Source organism: Streptomyces sp. AP-93 (assembly GCF_022808175.1).
In the GTDB taxonomy this organism is placed as follows: domain Bacteria; phylum Actinomycetota; class Actinomycetes; order Streptomycetales; family Streptomycetaceae; genus Streptomyces.
The window spans coordinates 200,854-215,210 of the sequence record NZ_JALGBX010000005.1 but is presented as its reverse complement, the minus strand read 5'-3'; the positions used below and the strand labels follow the sequence as shown (position 1 = coordinate 215,210).

The following is a 14,357-nucleotide window of genomic DNA, read 5'->3' as shown; positions in this document are numbered from 1 at the left end:
CGGCAGCAAGGGATTCCTCCGATGCTCCCGGCACCGGCCCGGGATCACTCTGTTGGCCACCCCGGAGTGCGCAGACGCGGCTCTGCGACATGCGGGCTCCGGGGAGGTGAAGGGTCCTGTGCTCCCCCACGGGACGTGCATCCGTACCGGTCCACCCCTCCGGTCCGCCCCCCATGAAGGGATTTCCGTGCGAAATCTGCCAAACAGGTCCAAGTGGGCCTCCGTTACGGCCGCCTCCGTGACGGCCGTCGTCGCGCTCGGCGGCCTGGCCGCCCTGCCCGCCCACGCCACCGCGGCCGCGCAGCCCGGACCGTCCGTGTCCCCGCAGGTCCTGGAGGCCATGCAGCGCGATCTCCACCTCTCCGCCGGAGAGGTCCGCGACCGGATCGCCGACGAAGCGGCGGCCGGCAAGGCGGCCACCCTCATCCGGGGCCGGGTCGGCGACCGGGTGGCGGGCATGTGGTTCGACTCCTCCACGGGCCGGCTGAACGCGGCCGTCTCCGACGCGGCGGACGCGGCGCTGGTGCGGGACGCGGGCGCCGTCGCCCGGCAGGCCCGCTACAGCCGGGCCGAGCTGGCCGCCACCGCCCGGACCGTGACCCGCGACATCGGATCCGGGATCGCGGGTGTGGTGTCGTGGGGTCCCGACGTCCGCAACAACCGGATCGACGTCACGGTGGACCGGACGGCGCGCAACGCCTCCACGGACGCCTTCGTGGCCCGCCTCGCCGCCCTCGGCGGCATCGTCCACGTCACGGAGACCTCCGACGGCCCGCGGCAGCAGGCCGATGTGACCGGTGGCGAGAAGTGGGTGCCGGGCAGCGAGAGCCCGTGCTCCATCGGCTTCGCCGCCACCCGGGTCACCGGGGGCGCCAAGACCTTCCTGACGGCCGGTCACTGCACCAACGACGTCAACCAGCCCGCCTACGGCAAGGACGGCACCCGCGTGGGTACGTCCAACAAGGACGGGCAGAGCAGCGTCAACGCCCGGGAAGGCGACATGGGCGTCGTCGACGTGGACCAGTCGGGGTGGAACCTCTCCCCCTACGTCGCTGGCGACTCGACCCACACCGCCATCGCCGTGACCGGCTCCGCCGACGCCGTGGTCGGCACCGCGGTCTGCCGCTCCGGGCAGACCACGGGCATGCGGTGCGGCGAGGTCACCAAGGTCAACCAGAGCGTGGACTACGGCAACGTGGTCATCGACGGCTTGTCGTACTCCAACGCCTGCTCAGCGGGCGGGGATTCGGGCGGCGCGTACGTCACCGCGACCGGCGGCAAGGGCGTCGGCCTGCACTCCGGCGGCGGCAGTGCCACCTGCACTTCGGGCAGCGGTGAGAAGTACACCATCTTCCAGCCCGTCGTCGAGGCCCTGACCAGGTTCAAGCTGACGCTGGTCGTCACCACCCCGCAGCCCGGCAACGTCACCGTCGCCGCGGTCTCGGCCCAGAACGGCGTCATCGGCGCCCGGATACCCGAGCTGCGCAACAGCGCCGAGGGCGGCACGGCCCCCTACGCCTGGTCGGTGACGGGCCTGCCGGCCGGGCTGGCCATCGACTCCGCGACCGGCACCATCACGGGCACCCCCACCACGGCCGGAACCTCCCACGTGACCGTCACCGCCACCGACAACGCCGGAAAGTCCGGCTCCACCTCCTTCTCGTGGTCGATCACGACCGCGGGTACGGCCCTGTCCGTGACCAACCCCGGCAGCCAGAGCTCCGCCGTCGGCGCCGCGGCCGACCTGACGGTCAAGGCCACCGGTGGCACCGCGCCCTACTCCTGGTCGGCTACGGGCCTGCCCGCCGGCCTGAGCATCGGCTCCGCGACGGGCGCCATCACGGGCACCGCCACCACGGCCGGCACCTCCAACGTGACCGTCACCGCCACGGACAACGCGGGCAAGGCCGCCTCCGCGACGTTCTCCTGGACCGTCAGCACCGTCACGGGCACCAGCCCGGTGCTGACGAACCCGGGCAACCAGACCGTCTACATCGGCAAGCCGGTCTCCCTCTCCCTCCAGGCCACCGGCGGCACCAAGCCCTACGCCTTCAAGGCCACGGGCCTGCCGGCCGGCCTGAGCATCAACGCCACCACGGGTGTCATCACCGGCTCCCCCACCACCTGGGGCTTCGGCGGCAGCACCCTGACCGTGACCGACGCGGCGGGCAAGTCGTCCTCGGTCAGCGTGACCTGGAACGTCTACTTCTGATCCGTCTCCGCACTCGCCGCACCCCCATACCCCGGGGGCAGTAGGCGCCACCCCGCGGGGCCCCGGCCGACATCCCGGCCGGGGCCCCGCCCTGGCGCGCACCCCCGGCCTGCGCCTCAGAGCCAGGCGGGCCGGTCCGTCCCCCAGCGGGAGGGGCCCCGCTCCCAGCCGCGGCCCCCGAGGGGCGAAGCCGCGTACCGCAGCGGCCCGTATCCCGACGCGGTCTCGCGCAGCCACGGTTGCGGGGCGTACCCCGGTACGGCGGCGCCGGCCGCCGGGACCTCGCGGACCAGCCACGACGCCGTCCCCGCCAGGGAGAACCGCAGGGCCTGCCCACCGCCGTCCGCGAGTGCCCGTAGCACGCCGGCGGCCGCCAGGTACCCCGTCCCGTGGTCCAGTGCCTGCGCGGGCAGCACCCCGGGGTGGTGCCCGTCACCGCAGGCCGCGGAGATCCCGTACCCCGCCTGCACGAGCGAGTCGAAGCCCCGGCGGCCCGCCCAGGGTCCGTGCCACCCCCACGCGCACAGCTCGGCCACCACGAGCCCCGGCCGCCGCGCGAGCAGTTCCTGCGCGCCCAGCCCGTAGCGCTCCAGTGCTCCCGGCCGGTAGCCCGTCACCACCACGTCCGCGCCGGCCAGCAGCCCGTCGAACACCGCCCGGTCCCCGGCCTCCCCCAGGTCCAGGAGCGCGGAGCGCTTCCCGAATCCGGTGTCCGCGTACGCGTCGTCCGATTCCGGGAGTCCCGCGGAGTCGATCCGCAGGACGTCCGCGCCGAGCAGTCCGAGGGTCCGGGTGGCGACCGGCCCCGCGATGACCCGGGTCAGGTCGAGCACCCGCACCCCCGCCATCGGCAGTCCGGCGCCCTCGGCGACCGCCCCGAGGGATCGTCCCCGCACGCCCGAGCCGGTCCGTTCCACGAGGGGTTGCGGCGCTCCGTACCCGTCCGTCATCACGGACACCGCCAGGCCGCCGGCCGCGTAGACCTCCTCCTGGACGTCCACCGCCCGGCGCCCGGCGATCGCCCCGGCCACGCCCTCCCGGGTGCCGGCACCCAGGACCCGTACCAACGCGGTCTCGTGGTGCGCGTAGTTGGCGTGCGTACGCACCCACCCGTCGGCGGCCCGCCAGAAGCCCGACAGCGGCGCGAACGTCACGGGCGGCCGGCCGTCCACCAGCAGGTGGCGCTCGCTGACGAACGCCGTGGCCACGGCCCCTTCGTCGACCAGCAGCGGAGCCACGTCCTGCGCACCGCCCCCGGCCCGCACGGCGGTCAGCTCGGCGGCGGCCAGCGCGCACACCCCCACCGTGGCCCGCGCGAGTTCCCGTACGGGCAGCGGCCCGTCCTCCAGCCCGCTCGGCCCCCGGTACCCGACCCGCACCGCCAGCTCCTCGGGGCCGCCCAGCGCGGCCCATGCCTGTCCGGTCCCACCGTCACGACTCGTCATGCGCCCCATCCTGCCCTCCCTGCCACGGCCCTCGCGGGGCGGGCCGGGTCCCCGATCGGGCGATGTAGCGCTCCAGGGCGTCTCGAATTCCCCCGTACGGCGTTACACGACCCGGAACATGAACATCGCCTCGGCTGCCTCGTCTTCCGTCGCGGCGCAGCCGGCGCGTGCGGGCCGGGGGCGGCCGGTGGCCCGTACGAGGGAGCACGATGACCGACCCGACCGCGGTGGACACCTGGCGTGGAAGGCTTGCCGCACCTTGCCGTGACGTGTGCGAGGCGCCCGCGTTCTCGCTCACCGTTTTCGCGGTGATCCTCTTCAACGCCGCGCTCCTGGGGGCCGAGACGTACAGCGGCCTCTCCGCCGAGTACAGCGGCCTCTTTTCGGCGACCGAGCGTTTCTGCGTGATCGCCTTCACCCTGGAGATGCTGATCCGCCTCGGCGCGCACGCCGACCGGCCGAAAGCTTTCTTCCAAGACCCCTGGAACGTCTTCGACTTGCTGGTGGTCTCCTCGGCCTTCATCCCGTTCCTCCGGGAGAACACCACGCTGCTTCGGCTGCTGCGGCTGGCGCGGGTCCTGCGCACCGCCCGGTTCATGCCCCAGCTGCGGGTCCTGCTGGTCGCGGTGGGCCGCAGCCTGCCCGGCACCGTCAGCTTCCTGTTCGTGGGCGCGCTGATCGTCTACGTGTACGCGATGATCGGCTGGATCTGCTTCGCGGAGCACGACCCGCAGCACTACGGGTCCATCGGCCGGGCCGGGCTGACCCTGTTCCTGCTGATGACGCTCGAAGGGCTCGGGGACGCCGTCCACGCGGGCCTGGCCATCTCCCCGCTGAGCATCCTCTTCTACGCCTCCTACGTGCTCTTCGGCTCCTTCGTCCTGGTCAACGTCCTGATCGGGGTGGTCCTCAACGCCCTTGAGGAGGCGCGGGAGATGGAGGACGAGGCCGAGAAGGAGGAGAAGCGGGCCCTGCTGCTGGCGAAGCAGTCGCCGCCGGACGCCGCCGACGAGCTCTTGCTGCGGATCGCCGCGGTGCGCAGCGCGCTCGACGACATGGAGACGCAGCTCGACGCCGTGCACGCCACGTCGGCGGCGGCAGCGGCTCCGGCTCCGCCGGCCCACGCCTCGGCCGGCGCCCGCTAGGACCGGCCGGGCCCGGCGCCGGGTCAGCGCGCGTTCCGCCGCGCGTCGAGGACCGCGGCGAATTCGGCGAGGATGAGGTCGCGCAGTTCCTCCTCGTCGACTTTGACGCCCAGCCTCTCGTGCAGGGCCATGGCCATCTCCACGACCATCAGGGAATCGGTCAGCAGGTCCTGCAGCCGGGCATCGGCGTGCACCTCCCCGGCAGTGAATTCACCCATGTCGATGAGGATTTCACCGATCAGGTCGATCGTGGATTCGGGTGCGGACGTGGTCATGACGGCTCCTGTTTGCGATAGTGCGGCCCTTGCGCCACAGTGGCGCCGACGACCGGTGGGAAAGGGAGAATACTCGTGTCGGAAAGCGTGACCGATGTGATGGTGGCGGGGGCCGCCGAGTTCCGTTACGCGAAGGAGCGGCTTGGTGAGGCCGGAGAAGGCGTCTGGGACCGGCTGCTCGACTGGCTGATGGACGAATACTTCCGGCTCGAGATCGCCGGTTTGGAGAATATCCCGGCGGATGGACCGGCCGTGATCGTAGCCAACCATTCGGGGGCGTGGGGACTCGATGCGTTCGTCCTCGTCAAATCACTGACCCGGAATCTGGACCGGCCCCTGCACGTTCCGGCCGCATCCATGGTTTTTCGATTTCCGGTGATCGGCTCGCACGCCCGCAAACTCGGCGCCTTTCCACTCGATCCGACGCTCGGGCTGGAACATTTGACCGCCGGGGACCTCGTGGGGGTGTTTCCCGAGGGAATTTCCGGTTTGGAAAAGCCCTTCCGCAGCCGGTACCGGCTGCGCCCGTTCAGCCCCGGCTTCGCGGCGACCGCCGTCCAGGCCGGAGCCCCGGTGATCCCGGTGTCCGTGATCGGCGCCGAGGAGACGTACCCCAAGCTCGGCGACATCCCGGCCCTGGCCCGCCTGTTCGGCCTCCCCTACTTTCCGCTGACCACGCTCCTCCCGCTGCCGGCGAAGTGGCTCATCACCGTCGGCGAGCCGATCCCCGCACCGCCCCGGCCGGAGTCCTACTCCGACCGCAAGGCCGCGGCCGGCCGGCTGTGCGGCCAGGCCCAGGAGGCCGTGCAGTCCCTGGTGGACAGGGAGCGCCGGCGGCGCGAGACGCCCTTCTGGTAGCCGCGCACCGGAACACGGCCCGGACCCCGGCCGGACCCCGGCCGGGCAGCGCCCGCGCGCCGCCCGGTCCGCCCTTCAGTCCGCCAGCCGGTTCGCCGCCCTGCGCACGCTGCCGGCCGCCTGCGCGCACCGCCCCGCGTGATCGAGCAGGACCATGCGGAAGTTCTCGCCCGCCTCGTCCCGGTCCCAGCCGTCGGCCCGGGCGCAGGCCGCGAGGCTCTGCGCGTGCGCCGCCAGCCGGTCCGCGCTGGCCTGCGCCAGGGCCCCGTAGGACGTGGATGCACAGCCGCGCACGGGGACCGGCAGCGCCGTCGGCCTGCCGACCGTGACCCGGCCGTCGACCTGGCCACCCTTGAGTTCCCGGAGCGATACGAGCAGCGAGCGTGCCTCGAGCGTGCCGGGCAGCCGGCCGGCGGCCAGCCGCGGCGCGACCACGAAGGGCCGGGCGACCGCGGTGATCGCGCGTACGAGTTCCTCGGCGACGAGCACCGCGAGCCGGGTCGCCGCGCAATCGCCGGGTGCTCCGCACAGCGCCGACGGCCACGCGCCCGGTCCGGCGCCGTCCTTCGGCGCGGAGAGCCAGCCCGGCGCGCACAGGATCTCCGTACCGGCGGCGATCTCGACGCCCTCCCAGACGAACGGCGTCCGTACCCGGTGCACCGCGGCGGCCACCGGAGGGTAGTGGCGCAGCGCGCGGGCCACGGCCTCCTCCGGAGCGGTCGACGGCTCCACCGCGTGCAGGGCCAGGGCCTGCAGGGCCGCCCCGGCGGCGGCCTCGGAGACCAGGGCGAGCGCGTGGGCCACGGCGGCGGTCACGGTGTCGGCGCAGGCCCCTGACCGGGCCAGCCGGCCGGCCAGGGAGGCCGGGTCCGGGCTCTGCAGGTATCGGGCCGTCCTGCGCCGGAGGGCGGCCGCCAGGTCTTCGCGGGCGCCCCGCCCCTCCGCTGCCGTGGCCCGGGTGACGATCTCGCTGAGCAGGGTGTCCTCGGCGGCCGCTTCGCCCGCCACCAGTCGGCGGCTCAGCCGCGCCGTCACCCGGCTCCAGGCCTGCCACTCCAGGGTGCCGTCGCCACGCCGGCCCTCGACGGCCTCGTCCACCTCCCGGGCCACGAGGGCGGGCAGCTCGCCGCCCGGTGCGACGTCCTCCCAGGCCGGCGACGTGTGCGGGGACAGCCCGTACCGGTGTCCGGCATCGGAAAGCCCATCGGCGGCCGCTTCGCCCGCCTCGTCCGCCCGGACGAGCAGCGCCTCGGCCACCGCTGGGGTCAGCGGAACGAGGAAGGTGCCGAAGGGGGTGCGCAGCCGGACCGGGCGCCCGGAGCGGGTGCGCCGCAGGTGTTCCAGCAGGGTGCGCCGCACCCCTTCGCGGGTCAGGGCGTCCAGTCCCAGCGCACGGGCCGCGGCGTCCGTCCAGGGCAGCCGCTGGGCGGCCATGGCCGCGCTGAACACGGCGTTCTCCAGGGCCCAGGCCGTCTCGGGGGGTCGTGGTGCGAGCGTCACCGTGGAGTCGCCGCCGCCGTGGTCAGAAGTCATCTCAAGGTCTCCCGGGGTCACTTGTCGCGCAGCATGTAGGGCTGGTTGCCGACGATGCGGCCGTCGTAGGCGCCGATCAGCGCGTTGACCTTCTCCCGGTGGTGCGCCATGGGGCCGCGCAGGGTGTCCGAGTAGGCCTGTGGGGCGTGCGACAGCGGGTAGTCGTACGACTCGTCCAGCCAGGACAGTTCGACCCAGCTGTCAGGGATGTCGTTGGGGGATGCGGGGCCGCGTCCGTCGATCATCGGGATCACGTCGTGGTTGTTGACGAGGCTGATCACCTGGGTGGCGTGGTCTGCGGGCCGCTTGCCGTCGATGGGAGAGCCCACCGCGATGACGTGCGTGAGCCGGTAGCGGGAGGACACCTCCACGTCCGCGGCGAGGTTCATCGCGGTGATCCCGCCCAGGCTGTGTCCGACGATCATGAGCTCTGATCCGGCCGGCACCCCGGCCCGCAAGAGCAGCTTGCGCGCGGCCCGGGTGTAGGTCGTGTCGGTGCGCAGCAGCCCGTCGAAGGCTCCCACCAGGTCCTGCGGGGTGCTGTTGCTCAGCAGGCCGAAGCTCGTTCCGGGCAGCAGCAGGACGTGCCGGACGGCGCCGTCGGCGCATTCGACGCGGCGCAGGAGCACCAGTCCGTGGTTGCCCAGGGCGCCGATGTCGTTGACGTAGCTGACGATGTCGTTGCCGGACGTGGCCAGCACCTTCGCCAGGATGGAGTCCGCCTCCGCCCGTTCGGCCCTGCCGGGGCCGGGGTTGAGGTACTTCAGCAGGCTGCTCGGCAGGCCGAGGAACGGATCGGTGGCCGGCACGCCGCCGGCCAGCGTCACCCAGGAGAAGTCGTCGTTGACCGGGTTCTCGTCGAGCAGGCCCAGCAGGGCGGACAGTTCCATGATCACGGGACTCATCGTGGTCAGGGCCCGGGTGACACCCAGGCGCTCGACGAGCGCGTTCATGGCGCGCAGCGCCTCCAGCCGGTTCCCGGCCACCATGGCGTCGGTCAGCCGCCTGGCGAGGGGCGAGTCCAGATTGGGGTGGTCGGACGCGATCGCCCGGATCCGCAGCGCGAAGGCGTCCACGGCCATCGCCACGGCGGCCGGCCGGCGGTACGTCAGGTTCCCGGCGATCCGGGCCAGTTCCCCGGCCACTCCGCCGTTGGCCCCGAATCCGAGCCCCGCCGGGCTGGTCAGCGCCCGCGCGCACGACACCGCCGTACCGAGGGCCCAGCCGGGCCGGCGCAGTGCCTCCAGCCCCACCCGCCAGCTGCTGGGCGCGCCCGTCAGCTCGGCGCCCGCCTGCTTCGCCGTGAGGGCGGCGTCCGCCAGCAGCACCGACGCCGCGAGCAGGAGCTCCGGATCCGTGCGGCACGGAGCGTGCCCGGCGGGCGCTGCGGGTCGGGCGATTGCCGCGGGGTCGGCCGCAGCCGCGGCCTTCGACGCGGCCACGACCTCCGCCGTCGGCGCGGCGCCCCTCTCCCGTCCCCGTTCCTGCGCCCTGCGGGCGTCGAGCGAGCCGCCGTGTCCACCGTGTGAGCGGTCACGTTTCCCACCTCCCGTGCCTGCGCAACGGCTTCGACTGGTCCCTTGCCCGAACGGGCATGCCGGCATCGCGCGCGGTGCGTTCCGCGCGGTGATCCCGCCCCGCCGCTCGGCCCGCGTCCGCGCCGTGGACGCGGGAAACCGCCGGATGCCCGTGGGGACCGTGGCCCTCGGGGCATCCGGCGGCGTGGCGGCACCCCCCGGGCCGCCGCCTTTCGGTGATCACCAAGGGATGAGCTCCGCGCTCACGCGTTGACGCGCGCGCGGATCACCCCCGTACGGACCACCGGGTCTCGTCTCCCGTCAGAGCGGCCGGGAGGGCTGGTCGCGCCAGAAGTCGCATTGGTGTTCGGCCGCGAACGCCCGGTCGGGCCGGTCCCCCGTGGGCGCCAGCGTCAGTACCGTGCCGCCCGGACCGGTCGCCGGCCAGGGGGTCTGACCCGCGACCGCGGGAACACCGTGGCGGGCGAAGGCACCCCAGTAGCGCTTCATGCGCGTCGCCAGGGCGGCTTGGACGGAGGTCAGGGGCCGCTCGCCCATCGTGAAGTCGTGCAGGTAGGCGAGTTCGGCGCTGTGCGCGTTCGACTCGTCCAGGCCGGGGACCTGCGCGCCCGCCAGCGTCGGCGAGTCGGGGTCGTCGAACTCGTAGGCGAAGGTGGGGACCTGGCGGGCGAACGATTGCGCCGTCCGGGCCGTTTCGCAGGCGAACGTCGCATCGGTCATGACCGCCGACAGCGCCAGGTACGGGGATCCGTGCGCGGCGACCGGGTAGCGGGCCAGTACCTCGGGCCCGGACGCGCCGTAGCCCGCGAGGACCTGCTGCGCGTACTGCTCGGCCGTCAGGGCGGGCTGGGTCAGCGCGACGAAGAAGCGCGCCTCGGAGCGGGTGCTCCCGATGAGGACCGGGACCTTGTTCCAGGACCCGGCCGAGATCGCGGCGGCCGGATCCCGCGGCAGCAGCCCGTCGCCCGACGCGGGACCCGAGGTGGGCCGCGTACGGGCCGCGTCCACGAGCGACTGCCCGGAGGCGGCGCGCAGGCACGCCACGACCCCGGCCGGCTCGGGACAGCCCGCGCTCGCGGCGAAGGCCCGCGCCTCGGACGCGGCCCGCGCGCCGTCGGGGGTACGCAGCAGGGTGCACGGCCCGCTCTGCAGGACGGCCCGGTGGAACAGCCCGGCCGCCGGTGGGGCGGCGAGCAGTCCGCACACCGAACCGCTGCCCGCGGACTGGCCGGAGACGGTGACGTTGCCCGGATCCCCGCCGAAGGCCGCGATGTTCTCGCTCGTCCAGCGCAGCGCCTGGATCTGGTCCATCAGGCCGAAGGAGCCGGAACGCAGCGCGTTCTCCCGGCCCAGTTCGGGAAGGCCCAGGTAACCGAGCTGGCCGAGGCGGTAGTTGATGCTGATCACGACGGAGCCGGTCAGCTCCGCCATCGTGCGCCCGCCGAACTGGGTGCCGGTGCCCTGGCTGTACGCGCCCCCGTGCATCCAGAGGACCACCGGCAGCCGGGCCCCCGCGCGGGCCCGGCCGGGCCGGTACACGTCGAGGTACAGGCAGTCCTCGCTGACGGCCGAGGGATCGCGCAGCCCGTACGGGGAGAACTGCAGGCAGGCGGAGGCCTGTTCGACGGCCTCGCGCACTCCCTTCCAGCGCCGGGGCACCTGCGGGGCACGCAGCCTGTTCTCGCCGACCGGCACAGCCGCGTAGGGCACGCCGAGGAACTCCTGCGCCCCGTCGTGGACTCGGCCGCGCAGCACGCCCTGCGCGACGGAGACCACCGGGCGGGGCGAGCCGTCCGGCGGGCCGCCGCCCGGAACTCCACCGGGGAGAGCGCCGGGAGAGGCGGCCGCAGGGAGCGCGGCGGCGATCAGCGCGGCGAGGGTGAGGGTGAGGGTGAATGCCTTGCCGGGTAAGGGTCGTCTTGCCGTGGAAAACCGGGCGATCCGGTGCGAGAGCCGATTCATCCGTACTCCTGCTCCTACTCCTGGGTTGGGGACCTTCCGGGGGCGGGACGGGGCGCGGGACGCCCGCCCCGCCTCCGGAAGGCCGGCTGGTGTGGTCGGCGGGACCTTGCCCGGGGGCGAGGCCTGACCTACGGGCGGAGCCCGGTGAGGAGGGCGGCGGTGACGGCGAAGTCGACCGGACCGGTGTTCCAGTCTGCGTTCATCGGGCTGACGGCGATCTTCCCGGCGCTCACGGCTTCCACGTCGCTGCCCCGGGCCGGAGTCTTCAGGTCCACCTGCACGCCGACCTTCCAGGTGCCGTCGCCGGCATCGGTGAAGTCGGCCTTCAGGAGCGCCTGCGCGTCCTGGAAGGTGGTGGCCACCCCGGCCGGGGTGCCCTTGCCGTCGGCGCCGATGACGGGGTGGTTGACGTTGAGGCCGACGCCCTCGGGCAGCAGGGAGCCGGAGCGGGCCCGCGAGCGCAGCCGGTCGATCAGCTTGACGGCGAAGTCGAGCGTCGGACCCATCGCGTTGACCGTGGTCACGGGGTCGGGAGCCGCGACGCCACCGGTGCTCAGGGCGATGGCGGGCACGCCGGCGTCCAGTGCGGCGACGGCTCCGCCGACCGTGCCGGAGTGGGAGGCGAGCGCGGCCACGTTCGGGCCGAAGTTGGTGCCCGACACGACGAGATCGGGCGCTCGCCCTTCGAACACCTCGGAGAGCCCGAAGTTCACCGAGTCGCCGGGGGTTCCGTCGACGGCCCACACCTTCGGCTCGGGGTGGCGGACCGTCAGGGACGGGACGTTCGAGGTCTTCGTACCGGCTCCGCTCTGGTTGGTCAGCGGGGCCACGATGGTGACGTCGTGCCCGGCGGCGGTCAACCGCGCGAAGGCCAGCCGGATGCCGGGCGCGTTGTAGCCGTCGTCGTTGGTGAGCAGGATCCGCAGCGGGCCCGCGGGCACCGGTGCGGGCACCGGTCCGGCCTGCGGCGCGGCCGCGGCGGCGGGGACCGTACCGGCGAGGGCCGGCGCGCAGAGCAGCAGGGCGGCCAACGGCAGAACTCGCTTGCGTTGCACGGAACGCTCCTTCGGAGAGGAAGTGGAAACGGGGAACTGGGAACGGCGTGAGGGTGACCCGGAAGGGGTGGAGCCGGGGTGGGGCCGGGGTGGGGCCCGGCGGGCTCGCGACCCTCGGCGCGAGCCCGCCGGAGTGCGGGCCGGGCCGCCGCCGGGAGGGGCGGCCCGGAGGTTGAGGGGCCCCGAGGTCGCGGAGACCTCTACGGGGTTCGGCCCGGCGGAATCAGCGCACGCTGCGAATGGGGAGGATCGCCAGTGCGCCGATCAGCGAGAGCGCGCCGCCGACCAGGAACAGCGGGGTGTAGCCGCCCAGGGTGGTGACGACGGCGGAGGCGACGAACGGGGCGATGATCTGGGGCCCGGCGTTCGCGATGTTCAGTACGCCCATGTCGCGGGCGGCGTCCTCGGCCCGGGGCAGCACCAGGGTGACGAGCGCGGTGTCGACGGCCATGAAGCATCCGAAGGCCAGGCCGTTGAGCGCGCTGAAGACGAGCATGCCCGTCCACGTGGGGCTGACCACGGGGACCACCATGACCAGCCCGGCGAGGGCCGCAGAGACGCCGACGAACACCTTGCGGCGGTTCCAGCGGTCGGACAGCAACCCGCCGACCACCGTGGAGACGGCCATCGCGACCATCGACACGGGGGTGAGCACCGCCATCGCGGCGGGCGGGGTCAGCCCGGCGGGGAGCGCGATGTGGTCGCCCAGGATGTAGAGCTGGTAGCCGACCACCGAGAAGTATCCGAGGACCATCAGGGCACGCCCGATGAAGGCCCAGCGGAAGTCGTGGTTGGCGAGCGCCGAGAGGAAGGCCTTGAGCTGGGCGCCCTTGGGGGCGGCGGGCGCGTCCGGGGCGGGCTCGGAGCGCGGTACGTCCCGGCAGAACGTGGTGAGCAGCAGCGCGGCTCCGGCGATGACCCCGCCGAAGACGAGGTAGCCGGTGCGCAGGTGCTCCGAGGTCTGGGAGGCGATCAGCACGCCGACCGTGCCGCCGATGGGCAGGCCCAGTCCCACCAGCGCGGACGCGGTACCGCGCCGGGCTGCGGGGACCCGGTCGGGCACGATCGCGGTGACGGCGGCCTGGTAGACGTTCATGGTCGCCTGAACCAGGCACCAGCCGATCCCGACGAGCAGTGCGGTACTGACGCTGCCGAGGACGGCGAGGCCCACGAGCGAGCCGATCGCGCCGCCCAGGACCCAGGGGTTGCGGCGGCCGCTGCGGTCGGAGAGGGCGCCGGCGATCGGGTTGAACGCGGTGGCGAAGATCGCGCTGATACCGCCGATCAGGCCCAGCACGGCCACCTTGTCGTCGCCGGCGATCGCGGCGATCTGGGTGGGCAGGAGGACGGAGCCGACGCCCATGTAGACGGCCATCATCGCGGAGTTCGCGACCAGCAGGAGGAGCAGGAGCCCGCGTCCGCGGGAGGGTTCGGGATCCGCCTGGGCGGGCGGGTCGATGATCTCGTTCGTAGCCATGACGACTCCTCGGGGGACGGAGCGGGGAGGTGGCGTGGGGGGACCGCCGGTGCGGTGCGCGGGGAGGGCGGAGACGCCGAGGGTGCGGTTGCGCGCGAGGGCGTCGCCGGGAAATGCCGCGCCGAGCGCGAGACGGCTGACGCGGTGCGGTTGCTCGGCGCGGTGCGTGCGGTGCCTGCGGTGCGGTGCGGGGGCGTGCGGTGGGGATGTGGTGCGATGGGGATGCGGTGGTGTGCGGTGTGGTGCTGCACTGTGCGGCTGACACGAGGTTGTTACACGTGTCACTCGAGGTGCTTGGACACTGTGTAGCACCCACTCCCCGGTCTCGCCAAGGGTTGGCGCAGACCTCCGTCCAGATCGTGACCCCTAGACGAAGTCCAGGTCGATCACGTGTAACCAGCCGCATGCGGCCTGCGGACGAGTCCGGACCGGCCGAGAACCCTCTTGCACTTGTGGCGACGGTCACGCTTCCGCAATACTCCGTGCCGCACCCGCGCCGACCCCACCCCCGCACCCCGGCAGAGCCCACCCACCCCTGCGGCTCGGCCGCCACCTCGGCGCGCCCCGGGCCGGCCACGCCCCGGCTCACTCAGCCGGTTCGGGCCGAGCCGGCGACCCGACTGACCGGCCAGACCCACCGACCCGGCGGACCGGGCCGACCCAGCCGACCCGGCTGACGTGCCTGACCCGGCCGACCTCTGACCCGGCTGACCGGACTGACGTGCCTGAGCCCGGCTGGTCCGGCGGATCCGGCTGATCCGACTGACGTGCCTGAGCCGGCTGATCCGGCTGATCCGGCTCATCCGGCTCATCCGGCTCATCCGGCCGACCTGCCTGGAGCGGCTGACCTAGCAGAC

At 73.6% G+C, this 14,357-nt stretch carries 10 protein-coding genes; 3 read left to right on the top strand and 7 right to left on the bottom strand.

Annotated features, from left to right (window positions below; all coding sequences use genetic code 11):
- Positions 1-238 precede the first annotated feature (238 nt).
- Entirely contained in the window at positions 239-2,212 is a 1,974-nt protein-coding gene (locus MTF69_RS10755) for a putative Ig domain-containing protein (RefSeq protein ID WP_243332980.1), read from the top strand.
- A 116-nt stretch (positions 2,213-2,328) separates the two neighbouring features.
- On the opposite strand, the gene MTF69_RS10750 is transcribed toward MTF69_RS10755, so the two are convergent.
- Positions 2,329-3,657, bottom strand: coding sequence for a CoA transferase (locus MTF69_RS10750; protein ID WP_243332978.1), 1,329 nt, complete (start codon positions 3,655-3,657; stop codon positions 2,329-2,331).
- Between the two features lie 209 nt (positions 3,658-3,866).
- On the opposite strand from MTF69_RS10750, the gene MTF69_RS10745 reads away from it, so the two are divergent.
- The gene (locus tag MTF69_RS10745) at positions 3,867-4,802 is read left to right on the top strand and encodes an ion transporter (RefSeq protein ID WP_243332976.1); all 936 of its coding nucleotides are present in this window, start codon (positions 3,867-3,869) and stop codon (positions 4,800-4,802) included.
- A 23-nt stretch (positions 4,803-4,825) separates the two neighbouring features.
- Here the strand turns inward: MTF69_RS10745 and MTF69_RS10740 are convergent, their stop codons facing one another.
- Positions 4,826-5,077, bottom strand: a complete 252-nt coding sequence (locus tag MTF69_RS10740) for an acyl carrier protein (protein WP_243332974.1) — start codon at positions 5,075-5,077, stop codon at positions 4,826-4,828.
- Between the two features lie 75 nt (positions 5,078-5,152).
- Here MTF69_RS10740 and MTF69_RS10735 point away from each other — a divergent pair, with 75 nt between their 5' ends.
- Positions 5,153-5,935, top strand: coding sequence for a lysophospholipid acyltransferase family protein (locus MTF69_RS10735; RefSeq protein ID WP_243332970.1), 783 nt, complete (start codon positions 5,153-5,155; stop codon positions 5,933-5,935).
- Between the two features lie 75 nt (positions 5,936-6,010).
- On the opposite strand, the gene MTF69_RS10730 is transcribed toward MTF69_RS10735, so the two are convergent.
- The 5 genes from MTF69_RS10730 to MTF69_RS10710 all read right to left on the bottom strand — a co-directional run bounded on the left by MTF69_RS10730 (position 6,011) and on the right by MTF69_RS10710 (position 13,500).
- Entirely contained in the window at positions 6,011-7,468 is a 1,458-nt protein-coding gene (locus tag MTF69_RS10730; RefSeq protein ID WP_243332968.1) for a hypothetical protein, read from the bottom strand.
- A gap of 17 nt (positions 7,469-7,485) precedes the next feature.
- Entirely contained in the window at positions 7,486-8,910 is a 1,425-nt protein-coding gene (locus MTF69_RS43360; RefSeq protein WP_243332966.1) for a hypothetical protein, read from the bottom strand.
- A gap of 396 nt (positions 8,911-9,306) precedes the next feature.
- Positions 9,307-10,968, bottom strand: a complete 1,662-nt coding sequence (locus MTF69_RS10720) for a carboxylesterase/lipase family protein (protein ID WP_243332965.1) — start codon at positions 10,966-10,968, stop codon at positions 9,307-9,309.
- A 128-nt stretch (positions 10,969-11,096) separates the two neighbouring features.
- The gene (gene surE, locus MTF69_RS10715; RefSeq protein ID WP_243332963.1) at positions 11,097-12,023 is read right to left on the bottom strand and encodes a 5'/3'-nucleotidase SurE; all 927 of its coding nucleotides are present in this window, start codon (positions 12,021-12,023) and stop codon (positions 11,097-11,099) included.
- A 223-nt stretch (positions 12,024-12,246) separates the two neighbouring features.
- A complete protein-coding gene (locus MTF69_RS10710; protein ID WP_243332961.1) occupies positions 12,247-13,500 on the bottom strand; it encodes an MFS transporter in 1,254 nt (417 codons plus the stop codon).
- Between the last annotated feature and the right edge of the window lie 857 nt (positions 13,501-14,357).

What these genes read in the sequence shown, in the direction of transcription:
- MTF69_RS10750 (WP_243332978.1), bottom strand. Translation starts at nt 3,657, where the DNA reads ATGACGAGTCGTGACGGTGGGACCGGACAGGCATGGGCCGCGCTGGGC.
- MTF69_RS10745 (WP_243332976.1), top strand. Translation starts at nt 3,867, where the DNA reads ATGACCGACCCGACCGCGGTGGACACCTGGCGTGGAAGGCTTGCCGCA.
- MTF69_RS10740 (WP_243332974.1), bottom strand. Translation starts at nt 5,077, where the DNA reads ATGACCACGTCCGCACCCGAATCCACGATCGACCTGATCGGTGAAATC.
- MTF69_RS10730 (WP_243332968.1), bottom strand. Translation starts at nt 7,468, where the DNA reads ATGACTTCTGACCACGGCGGCGGCGACTCCACGGTGACGCTCGCACCA.
- MTF69_RS10720 (WP_243332965.1), bottom strand. Translation starts at nt 10,968, where the DNA reads ATGAATCGGCTCTCGCACCGGATCGCCCGGTTTTCCACGGCAAGACGA.
- MTF69_RS10710 (WP_243332961.1), bottom strand. Translation starts at nt 13,500, where the DNA reads ATGGCTACGAACGAGATCATCGACCCGCCCGCCCAGGCGGATCCCGAA.